This is a genomic window from Nocardioides sp. Root151, assembly GCF_001427925.1.
Taxonomy (GTDB): domain Bacteria; phylum Actinomycetota; class Actinomycetes; order Propionibacteriales; family Nocardioidaceae; genus Nocardioides.
This window is the reverse complement of sequence record NZ_LMGG01000007.1, coordinates 928,034-938,627: the sequence shown is the minus strand read 5'-3', so window position 1 is coordinate 938,627 and position 10,594 is coordinate 928,034. Positions and strand designations below refer to the sequence as shown.

Here is a 10,594-nt window from a genome sequence, read left to right as displayed (position 1 = left end):
TCCTCGTATTCCGTATTTCGCATTGCGGAAGATTACTTCTGTACTTCGGAATCACTGTAGGGCGTGACCCCAGTCACGTCAACCTGTACGTTCCACTCAGGAAGGAGCCGCACATGTTGCTCTCGGAGCTGCTCGCCGCCCCCGGTCTGGGGCTGCGCGTGCTGCACGAGTCCCCCGGATCGCTGGGTCGTCCGGTCGGCCGCGTGATCACCACGGACCTGCTCGAGCCGGGTCGCTACCTGACCGGTGGCGAGCTGGTGATGACCGGGCTGGCCTGGCGCCGCACGCCTGATGACAGCGAGACCTTCGTGGCCTCGGTCACCTCCCGCGGGGCGACCACGGTGCTCGCCGGCGACGCGCTCCTGGGTGCCGTGCCCGACGACCTGGTCGAGGCCTGCCGCCGGCACGCGTGCACCCTGATCGAGGTGCCGATCGAGGTGGCCTTCGCCGACATCACCGAGCACGTCTCCGCGACCCGCTCGGCGGTCAGCGGCGCCCGGCTCTCACGCCAGCGCCAGCTGGTCTCCTCGCTCGCCGACGGCCGCAGCCTCGACGAGCTCGCGGCCCGGGTCTCGGCGGAGGTCGACCGGCCCTGCCGGGTCCTCACCACCACGGGGCGGCACGTCGCGGAGGGACCCGGCCCGCTGGGCCCCACCACGCTCGACGCGCTGGTCCGGGGCTTCCTCGCCGCCGACCGGCTGCCGGCCGTGGCCCGCGACGACGACTCGACGTACAGCCTGTTCCCGGTCGGCCCCGGCCTCGGCAACCGGCTCACCTCCTGGCTGGTCGCCGTCGACGGCGACCACGAGCAGTGGCCGCGCGACCACGTCGAGGCAGTGCAGGAGCTCTGCTCGATCGCGGCCCTCGACCGGTCACGCCGTGACGAGGGCGTGCGCGCGCTGCGGCCAACGTCCGCCGACGTGCTGGCGCTCGTCGAGGGCGGGGCGCCGTACGCCGAGATCGCCGTACGGCTGCGCCAGGCCGGCCTCGACCCCGACGGCCCGGTGACCCTCGTCGTACTCGACCTCGACGGCGACGCCCCCGACGACTCCGCCCTGCTGCTGTTCGAGGACGTCGCACTGTCGGTCGGCGGCTCGCCGGTCGTGGCGCCGGGCCGGGACGGCCGCCTGGTCGGGATCCTCCCCTCCGCCCCCGACCTCACCGACCGGTTGCGCACGTCGTTCGCCCGGCTGGCCCCGGGCACCGGTCGCGGTCGCCTGGCCGTCGGCCTGAGCGGCGAGGCCCGCACCGACGCGATCACCGGGGCGCTCGAGGAGGCGCGGTTCGCCCACCGGGTGGCCCGCTCCGGCAGTGCACCGGTCTCGGTGGTGGGCTCCGACGAGGTCGCGTCCCACGTGCTGCTGCTGGCCTGCGTCCCCGACGACGTACGCCGCTCCTACGCGCAGCGGGTCCTCGGCGCAGTGCTCGAGCACGACCGGCGCACCAACGGCGAGCTGATCGGCACGCTCGGCGAGTTCCTGTCCTGCTCGGGCTCCTGGGCGCGTACGGCGGAGTCGTTGCACCTGCACGTCAACACGGTTCGCTACCGGATCGAGAAGGTGCAGGAGCTGACCGGCCGCGACCTGTCCCGCCTCGACGACCGGGTCGACGTCTTCCTCGCCCTGGAGTCGCTTGGGTGATCGCACAACGACGAGGGCCTCCACACGCACCACCTTCGGAGGTTCGTCGGGTGCCGCTGGGACCGCCGCGAGCGGATGCTGTTGTGCAGGTCACAAAGACATGCCACGCAGTCATGCCCCCGAGGAGACACCAGTGAAACGATCTCGCAGCCCCCGTACCGCCGTACATCCCGTGGACGAGGTCCTCCCGGTCGGCAAGCTCGCGGTCTACGGCACGCAACACGTGCTCGCGTTCTACGCCGGAGCGGTGATCGTGCCGATCCTGCTGGCGAACTCGATCGGCCTCAGCACCGAGCAGCTGATCCACCTGATCAACGCCGACCTGCTCACCTGCGGCATCGCCTCGATCATCCAGTCGGTCGGCTTCTGGAAGGTCGGCGTACGACTCCCGTTGTTGCAGGGCGTCACGTTCACGGCGGTCTCGCCGATGATCGCGATCGGCCTGGCTGCCGGGGGCGGCACCGACGGCCTGCTGGTGATCTACGGCGCGGTGATCGTGGCCGGCCTCTTCACCTTCGCCATCGCCCCGTGGTTCAGCAAGCTGATCCGCTTCTTCCCGCCGGTCGTGACCGGCTCGGTGATCACCATCATCGGTCTGGCACTGCTGCCGGTCGCGGCCGCGGACGCCACCGGTGGTGCCGGCCCGACCTCCGACCCGACCAGCGGCAAGAACCTGGCCTACGCCCTCGGCACCCTGGCCCTGATCGTCCTGATCCAGCGCGTCTTCAAGGGCTTCATGGCCACGGTCGCCGTCCTGGTCGGCCTGGTCGCCGGCACGGCCGTGGCCTGGATGCTGGGCGACGCCCACTTCGGCTCAGTCAACGACTCAGCCTGGGTCGGCGCGACCACCCCGTTCTACTTCGGCTGGCCGCAGTTCTCCTTCGCCGCCATCGTCTCGATGATCGTGGTCATGCTGATCACCGCCGTCGAGACCACCGGCGACGTGTTCGCCACCGGTGAGATCGTCGAGAAGCGGATCGACCGCGACGACGTCGCCCGGGCCCTGCGTGCCGACGGACTCTCCACCACCCTCGGCGGCGTGCTCAACTCGTTCCCCTACACCTGCTTCGCGGAGAACGTCGGCCTGGTCCGGCTGACCCGCATCAAGAGCCGGTACGTCGTCGCGGCCGCTGGCGCGATCATGATCCTGCTCGGCCTGATCCCCAAGGCCGGTGCGGTCGTCGCCGGCATCCCGCACCCCGTCCTCGGCGGCGCCGCGATCGCGATGTTCGCCACCGTGGCCGTGGTCGGCTTCCAGACCCTGGGCAAGGTCGACTTCCACGACCACCGCAACGTGGTGATCGTGGCGACCAGCATCGGCCTGGCCATGTTCGTCACCGCCCAGCCGCAGGTCGCACAGGCCGTCCCGAACTGGGCCGAGATCATCCTCGGCAGCGGCATCACTCTGGGCAGCCTGACCGCGATCGTGCTCAACATCGTCTTCCACCACATCGGCAAGGACTTCGGCCCGGCCGTGGCCGGCCAACCCGGCGACTCGGTCCGCCTCGACCAGGTCAACAAGATGACCCGTGCCGAGTTCGTCGAGACCTTCGCTCCCCTGTTCCAGGGCCCGCGCTGGGCCGTCGAGCGGGCCTACGACCTGCGCCCGTTCCACGACACCCACGCGCTGCGCCGCTCCTTCCAGGAAGTGCTGTTCTCGGGCTCGAAGGACGAGCAGCGCCAGCTGATCGAGTCCTACCCGGCCCTCGGCTCGAAGCTGGTCTCCGACGGCCTCAGCGGCGAGGCGTCGCTGCGCGACCAGTCCACCCGCGGCCTGACCCACCTGGCCGAGCCCGAGCAGGACGTGCTGACCGCGATCACGTCGGAGTACTCCGAACGGTTCGGATTCCCGCTGATCATCTCGGTCCGCGACGCCTACTCCTTCGAGCGGATCCTGGAGGAGGGCCGCTCCCGGCTGACCAACTGCGAGACCCAGGAGCACGCGGCCGCGCTGCTCGAGATCGCGAAGATCGCGGGCTACCGGTTCGACGACTTCCTCCAAGTTGCCAACCCGATTCACAGTGCGCGGAGCAGAATGGTGAACAAGGGATGAGGAGACCAGCCATGGAGTCACCGACCATCACCGTGAACGGCGAGGCGACCGAGGTCACCGACGTCGCCGCGCACACCACGACGCTCGACTGGCTGCGCAGCCGCGGCCTGACCGGCGCGAAGGAGGGCTGCGCCGAGGGCGAGTGCGGTGCCTGCTCGGTGCTGGTCGCCCGGCCCGGCGCCGACACCCCGACCGAGTGGGTCGCGGTCAACGCCTGCCTCGTGCCGGTCGCCGCACTCGACGGCCAGGAGCTGGTCACCTCCGAGGGCCTCGGCTCGTGCGACTCGCTGCACCCCGTGCAGCGGGAGATGGCGGTGCGCGGCGGCTCCCAGTGTGGCTACTGCACGCCGGGCTTCGTGTGCAGCATGGCGGCGGAGTACTACCGCCCCGGCCGGGTCTCGGCAGGCGCGGCACCCTCGACCGACGGCAACGGCAACAGCTCGGCAGGCGACCACGAGCACGGCGCCAACGGCTTCGACCTGCACGCGCTCAGCGGCAACCTCTGCCGGTGCACTGGCTACCGACCGATCAAGGACGCCGCCGACGCCCTCGGTGCCCCGGCGGCAGGCGACACGTTCGCCGCCCGCACCTCCGCACCTCCGCCGGCGGCCGTGGCCACGGTGCTGAGCGTGGACGGCGCAGAGTTCCGCCGGCCCACCGACCTCGCCGAGGCTCTCGATCTGCTCGCCGAGAACCCCGAGGCGCAGGTGGTCGCCGGCTGCACCGACTTCGGGGTCGAGGTCAACATCCGCGGCGTGCGTGCGCCGTACGTCGTCGCCGTCGACCGCCTGCCCGAGCTGCGCGAGTTCTCGTTCGGGGACGACGAGGTGGTCCTCGGCGCCGGCCTCACCCTCAGCGAGATCGAGCGACTGCTCGAGGGCCGTGTGCCGCTGCTGGCCGAGATGTTCCCGCAGTTCGCCTCGCGCCTCATCCGCAACGGAGCGACCATCGGCGGCAACCTCGGCACCGGCTCGCCGATCGGTGACACACCCCCCGCGCTGCTGGCCCTCGACGCGTCGCTGGTGCTGTCGTCGCCCCGGGGCGACCGGGTGGTGCCGCTGGCCGACTACTTCACCGGCTACCGGACGACGTTGAAGGAGCCGGGTGAGCTGATCCGCGCCGTACGCTTCCCGCTGCCGCTGTCGCCGGTGACCGCGTTCCACAAGATCGCCAAGCGCCGCTTCGACGACATCTCCAGTGTGGCCGTCGGGTTCGCCCTCGACGTCATCGACGGCAGCGTGATCCGCGCTCGCATCGGGCTCGGCGGAGTCGCCGCGACGCCGCTGCGCGCCAGTGCCACGGAGGCCGCCCTGGTCGGCCGCCCGTGGACCGAGCAGACGGTCCGCGAGGCCGCCGCGGTGATGGCCGGCGAAGGAACCCCGATGGACGACCACCGGGCCAGTGCGTCGTACCGCTCGGCGATGCTCGGCCAGTCCCTGCTCCGGCTGTACGCCGCCCACCGACAGGAGGCGATCGCATGATCGGCGAACCCCTTCCCCACGAGAGCGCGTCACTGCACGTGACCGGCGAGGCGCTCTACACCGACGACCTGGTGTTCCGCACCAAGGACGTCCTGCACGCCTGGCCGGTCCAGTCCCCGCACACGCATGCGCGCATCACCGCGCTCGACGTGGCACCGGCGTACGCCGTTCCGGGTGTGGTCCGGGTGCTCACCGCCGACGACGTCCCGGGGGTGAACGACGCCGGGGTGAAGCACGACGAACCACTGTTTCCCTCCGAGGCGATGTTCCACGGGCACGCACTGTGCTGGGTGCTCGGCGAGACGCTGGAAGCAGCACGCCTGGGCGCCCTGGCCGTCGCGGTCGACTACGAGCCGCTCCCCTCATTGGTCAGCGTCCGCGACGCGATCGACGCCGACAGCTTCCAGGGCGCGACCCCACACCTGGCCCGCGGCGACGCCGAGGGCGCGTTCGCCACGGCGGAGCACGTCTTCTCGGGTGAGTTCGAGTTCGCCGGACAGGAGCACTTCTACCTAGAGACCCACGTGTCGCTGGCGCTGGTCGACGAGGGCGGGCAGGTGTTCGTGCAGAGCAGCACCCAGCACCCGTCCGAGACCCAGGAGATCGTGGCGCACGTCCTCGGTGTGCCGAGCCACGAGGTGACCGTCCAGTGCCTGCGCATGGGCGGCGCGTTCGGCGGCAAGGAGATGCAGCCGCACGGGTTCGCCGCGATCGCCGCCCTCGGCGCGCGGCTCACCGGTCGCCCGGTCCGGCTCCGCCTCAACCGCACGCAGGACATGACCATGACCGGCAAGCGGCACGGCTTCCACTCCTCGTGGCGGGTCGGCTTCGACAGTGCCGGCAGGATCGTCGCGCTCGACGCGACGCTGACCGCCGACGGCGGCTGGAGCCTCGACCTCTCCGAGCCGGTCCTGGCCCGCGCGATGTGCCACATCGACAACGCCTACTGGATCCCCAACCTCCGCGTCGACGGTCGGATCGCGAAGACCCACAAGACCTCGCAGACCGCGTTCCGCGGCTTCGGCGGGCCACAGGGGATGCTCGTGATCGAGGACATCCTCGGTCGGTGCGCTCCCATGCTCGGCGTCGACGCGACCGAGCTGCGGCACCGCAACTTCTACGAGCCCGGCCAGGACACGCCGTACGGCCAGGAGGTGCGGCACGCCGAGCGGCTCGAGGCCTGCTGGAGCCAGGTGCTCGCGAACGGTGACGTCGGCCGACGGCAGGCCGAGATCGAGCAGTTCAACGCCAGCCACCCCGACTCCCGTCGCGGCCTCGCGCTGACCCCGGTCAAGTTCGGCATCTCGTTCAACCTGACCGCGTTCAACCAGGCAGGTGCGCTGGTGCACGTCTACAAGGACGGCTCGGTGCTGATCAACCACGGCGGCACCGAGATGGGCCAGGGCCTGCACACCAAGATGCTGCAGGTCGCGGCGACCACGCTCGGCGTACCCCTCTCTCGGGTCCGGCTCGCGCCGACCCGCACCGACAAGGTGCCCAACACCTCCGCGACCGCGGCGAGCTCCGGTGCCGACCTGAACGGCGCCGCGATCAAGAACGCCTGCGAGCAGATCAAGGCCCGTCTCGCCGAGGTCGAGAGCGATGGCCTCACCTGGGAGGAGCTGGTGCACAAGGCCTACTTCCAGCGCGTCCAGCTCTGGGCCGCGGGCTTCTACAAGACCGAGGGGTTGCACTGGGACGCCGCCGCGATGCGCGGCACGCCGTTCAAGTATTTCGCGTACGGCGTCGCGGCGGCAGAGGTGGAGGTCAACGGGTTCGACGGCTCCTACACGCTGCGCCGCGTCGACATCGTGCACGACGTCGGCGACAGCCTGTCGCCGCTGATCGACATCGGCCAGATCGAGGGCGGCTTCGTGCAGGGGGCCGGCTGGCTGACCCTCGAGGACCTCCGTTGGGACGAGTCCGACGGCCCCAACAGGGGCCGGCTGGCGACCCAGGCGGCCAGCACCTACAAGCTGCCGAGCTTCTCGGAGATGCCCGAGGTCTTCAACGTGAAGCTGCTCGAGAAGGCCCACGAGGACGGCGCGGTCTACGGCTCCAAGGCCGTCGGTGAGCCGCCGTTGATGTTGGCGTTCTCCGTGCGCGAGGCGCTGCGCCAGGCCGCCGCCGCATTCGGGCCGGCCGGGACCAGCGTCGAGCTGGCCTCCCCCGCCACGCCCGAGGCGGTCTACTGGGCTCTCGAGTCGGCGCGCTCCTCGCTGCCCGCCGACCCGGCAAGCGACCCGGCCCGCGACGTCGCCCGCGACTCCGCCCTCGCCGAGCTGGGTGGGGTGTGACCGAGATGCAGTGGATGCGAGCAGTGCAACGGCTCCGCGAGCAGCGGCAGCCCGGCGTCCTCGTCACGATCACCTCCGTGCGCGGCCACTCGCCGCGCGAGGCCGGCGCCAAGATGGTCGTCTCGGCCGACCAGACCTGGGACACCGTCGGCGGCGGCAACCTCGAGGCGGTCGCCGTCGAGCGGGCCCGGGCGATGATCGCCGACGGTGTCGCCGAGCCGGAGGGCTTGGAGATCGCGTTGTCCGACAAGGCGCCGTTCCAGCACGGCGTCCAGTGCTGCGGCGGTGAGGTCGACCTGCTGCTCGAGCCGCTGGCCGTCGTACCGTCTGTCGCGATCTTCGGCATGGGCCATGTCGGCCTCGAGCTCGCGCGCATCCTGGCCCGGCACGACGTCGAGCTGCACGTGGTCGACTCCCGTGCCGACCAGCTGACCGCCGAGCGGCTGTCCTCGTTCGACGACGCGGTCGCCAACGTGCACGTGCACCAGGTCCCGGTGCTGCCCGAGCTGGTGGTCGGCGAGCTCCCTCGCGGCACCCACATGCTCGTGATGACCCACGACCACGCGGAGGACGCCGCCCTGTGCGACGCCGCACTGCGCAGCGACCGGCTGGCCACCATCGGCCTGATCGGCTCCAGCGCCAAGTGGGCGCGATTCCGCAAGAAGCTCGCCGACGAGGGCCACTCCCCCGAAGCGATCGCCCGCATCACCACTCCCATCGGCCTGTCCGAGCTGACCGGCAAGGTCCCGGCCACCATCGCGGTGAGCGTCGCGGCCTGGCTGCTGCAGCTCTTCGCCGCCAACGCACCCACTGACCACGCCGACCAGGCACCTGCCGCCGACGTACCCACGAACCATGAGGTCTCCTGATGACGCTCTTCCGGGGAACCTTCCTCGACACCCCCGACGACCCGTTCGCCGGCGGCGCACTGCGCGCCGACAGCGACGGCGCCCTGCTGGTGCAGGACGGCGTGATCGTCGCCCGCGGACCGTACGCCGACCTCCGCCGCCAGCACCCCGGCGAGGACGTCGTCGACCTCAGCGGTGGCCTGGTGCTGCCCGGCTTCGTCGACACCCACGTCCACTTCCCGCAGGCCCGGGTCATCGGTGCACTCGGCATGCCGTTGCTCGATTGGCTCGACCACTGCGCGCTCCCTGAGGAGGCGCGGATGGCTGACCTGCCCTACGCCGTCGGCGTCGCATCCGACTTCGTGCGCGGCCTGGTCTCGGCAGGCACCACGAGTGCGCTGGTCTTCGGCGCCCACTACGCACCGGCCGTCGATGCCCTGTTCACCGAGGCCTCGCGGGTCGGCGTGCGGGTCACAAGCGGACTCGTGGTCGGCGACCGTCGCCTGCTCCCCCCGTTGCACACGACGCCGGAGCGCGCGTACGCCGAATCGCTAGCCCTGGCTGGGCGTTGGCACGGTGTCGGCCGAAACCGCTACGCCGTGACCCCGCGCTTCTCCCTCTCCTCGACGGACGATCTGCTGGCCGCGTGCGGTGCCGTCCTGTCCGAGGTGCCCGGCGCGATGCTCACCTCTCACGTGAACGAGAACCCGTGTGAGATCGAGGCGGTCGGCGAGCTCTTCGACGGCAGTTCGTACGTCGACACCTACGACAAGCACGGCCTCGTCGGACCGCGCACCGTCCTCGCGCACAACGTCCACGCGACCGACCCCGAGCTCGCAGTGCTGGCCTCACACGGCGCAGCTGTCGCGCACTGCCCGACGTCGAACGCAGCACTGGGCAGCGGGCTCTTCCCGCTGGCCCGCCACCTCTCTGCGGGAGTCCGCGTTGCGCTCGGGTCCGACGTCGGCGCCGGCACCGGGTTCTCCTTGCTGAAGGAAGGCCTGCAGGCCTACTTCGCCCAGCAGCTGCTCGGCGAGCTCGGCCACCCGCTCACCGCCGCCCACCTGCTCCACCTGGCGACCAGCGCCGGCGCTGCCGCCCTCGGCCTGGACGAAGTCGGCGACTTCTCGGTCGGCAAGCGCTTCGACGCCCAGTGGCTCTGCCCTGCCGAAGGATCGACGCTGGACGTCGGCCTCGCACATGCCTCCGACGCCGCCGAGGCCCTGGCCCGCACCTTCGCCCTCGGCACCCCCGCCGACGTCCGAGCCGTCTGGGTCGACGGCGACCTGGTCAGCTCCGAGGACTCCGACCAGGCAAGCGTTCTCTCGCTGGTCGAGTAGGTCGCGCAGCCTTATCGGCGGTCGAGGAGGTCGCGGTCTTCTTTCGGTGGTCGAGTAGGTCGCTCTGCGACCGTATCGAGACCCCCGCCACCCCTCCCCGCGCCACCGTTGGTTGAGGAGTTCGCCCTGGCGACCGTCTCGAAACCAGCCCCCACCACCACGGCACACCGGGGCATGCCAAAGACCGGCCCCGGTGTGCTGCCCTTGTGTCTGTGGCCGTTCGGGTATGGCCTAGGTGCGTTTGCGGAACCGGACGTCACCGTTGGCCATCAGGGTCATGTCGTAGGCGTCGTCGTGGGCACGGTGGTGGTGCCACGAGCACAAGAGCTTGCCGTCCTTGGTGTCGGTCGTGCCGCCGTGCAACCAGCTCTTGGTGAANGCACCCTTCGCTGCGGCAGGTCTTGTCGCGGATCCCCATGGCGAGGATCTGCGGGCCGGTGAACAACCGTTTCGCGCGGCCCTGGTCGAGCACCTCGGACTCCCCACCCAGGACGGCGGGGACCATCTTCGCGGTGCACGAGAGACGGCGGACCTGGGTGGCCGAGATCTTGCCACCGTCGGGCAGGACCCCGACCCCGATCCCGGCGAGCAGGTCGGCCAGGTCGATGGTGATCACCAGGGTGGTGCCGTTGCCGCCGTGCACCGGCAACGCGTCGGGGTCCAGGCCCTCGAGGAAGGCCTCGAAGGCCAGCCCACGGCGTTGGTCGAAGGGAACCTTCTGCCCGGTCGCGGGATCGGTCAACGGTGCCGCACCCCCAGTCTGTGTGTTGTTATGCCGGGGTGAGGTCAGCGAGTTCAGGATGCCCTTGAGGCGGGCCGCGGCGGCCTCGGACAGGGTGGCACGCAGCTCCACGGTGCCGTCACCGTTGCTCTTGAACCACAACCGGGACTTCGCGTGCGCGCGGCGCTCCTCCTCCTCGACCCTCTTGCGTTCC

The 10,594-nt window shown here is 70.9% G+C and carries 7 protein-coding genes; 6 read left to right on the top strand and 1 reads right to left on the bottom strand.

All coding sequences use genetic code 11. The features are described 5' to 3' along the window. Window positions 1-113 precede the first annotated feature (113 nt). The 6 genes from ASD66_RS22010 to ASD66_RS21985 all read left to right on the top strand — a co-directional run bounded on the left by ASD66_RS22010 (window position 114) and on the right by ASD66_RS21985 (window position 9,659). Window positions 114-1,640: a PucR family transcriptional regulator gene (locus ASD66_RS22010; protein ID WP_056892232.1), complete on the top strand. Its 1,527-nt coding sequence runs from the start codon at window positions 114-116 to the stop codon at window positions 1,638-1,640. A gap of 133 nt (window positions 1,641-1,773) precedes the next feature. Further along, on the top strand, window positions 1,774-3,693 hold the full coding sequence (gene uraD / locus ASD66_RS22005) for a 2-oxo-4-hydroxy-4-carboxy-5-ureidoimidazoline decarboxylase (protein WP_200950146.1): 1,920 nt from the start codon (window positions 1,774-1,776) through the stop codon (window positions 3,691-3,693). Window positions 3,694-3,704: 11 nt separating this feature from the next. Then, window positions 3,705-5,174, top strand: a complete 1,470-nt coding sequence (locus tag ASD66_RS22000) for a xanthine dehydrogenase small subunit (protein ID WP_056892230.1) — start codon at window positions 3,705-3,707, stop codon at window positions 5,172-5,174. Further along, window positions 5,171-7,471 carry a xanthine dehydrogenase molybdopterin binding subunit gene (gene xdhB / locus ASD66_RS21995; protein ID WP_056892229.1) on the top strand — a complete coding sequence of 767 codons (2,301 nt, stop codon included), beginning with the start codon at window positions 5,171-5,173 and terminating at the stop codon, window positions 7,469-7,471. Before ASD66_RS22000 ends, xdhB begins: the two co-directional genes overlap by 4 nt. A gap of 14 nt (window positions 7,472-7,485) precedes the next feature. Beyond that, window positions 7,486-8,340, top strand: coding sequence for a xanthine dehydrogenase accessory protein XdhC (gene xdhC, locus ASD66_RS21990; protein WP_235530195.1), 855 nt, complete (start codon window positions 7,486-7,488; stop codon window positions 8,338-8,340). Continuing rightward, a complete protein-coding gene (locus ASD66_RS21985) occupies window positions 8,340-9,659 on the top strand; it encodes a guanine deaminase (protein ID WP_056892228.1) in 1,320 nt (439 codons plus the stop codon). Before xdhC ends, ASD66_RS21985 begins: the two co-directional genes overlap by 1 nt. Window positions 9,660-10,038: 379 nt before the next feature. Here the strand turns inward: ASD66_RS21985 and ASD66_RS21980 are convergent. Beyond that, a partial coding sequence (locus ASD66_RS21980) for a DUF222 domain-containing protein (RefSeq protein WP_235530194.1) occupies window positions 10,039-10,594 on the bottom strand: 556 nt, incomplete at both ends.

Coding starts and splice junctions, on each gene's coding strand:
- xdhC (WP_235530195.1), top strand. CDS start 7,486: ATGCGAGCAGTGCAACGGCTCCGCGAGCAGCGGCAGCCCGGCGTCCTC.
- ASD66_RS22010 (WP_056892232.1), top strand. CDS start 114: ATGTTGCTCTCGGAGCTGCTCGCCGCCCCCGGTCTGGGGCTGCGCGTG.
- ASD66_RS22000 (WP_056892230.1), top strand. CDS start 3,705: ATGGAGTCACCGACCATCACCGTGAACGGCGAGGCGACCGAGGTCACC.
- xdhB (WP_056892229.1), top strand. CDS start 5,171: ATGATCGGCGAACCCCTTCCCCACGAGAGCGCGTCACTGCACGTGACC.
- ASD66_RS21985 (WP_056892228.1), top strand. CDS start 8,340: ATGACGCTCTTCCGGGGAACCTTCCTCGACACCCCCGACGACCCGTTC.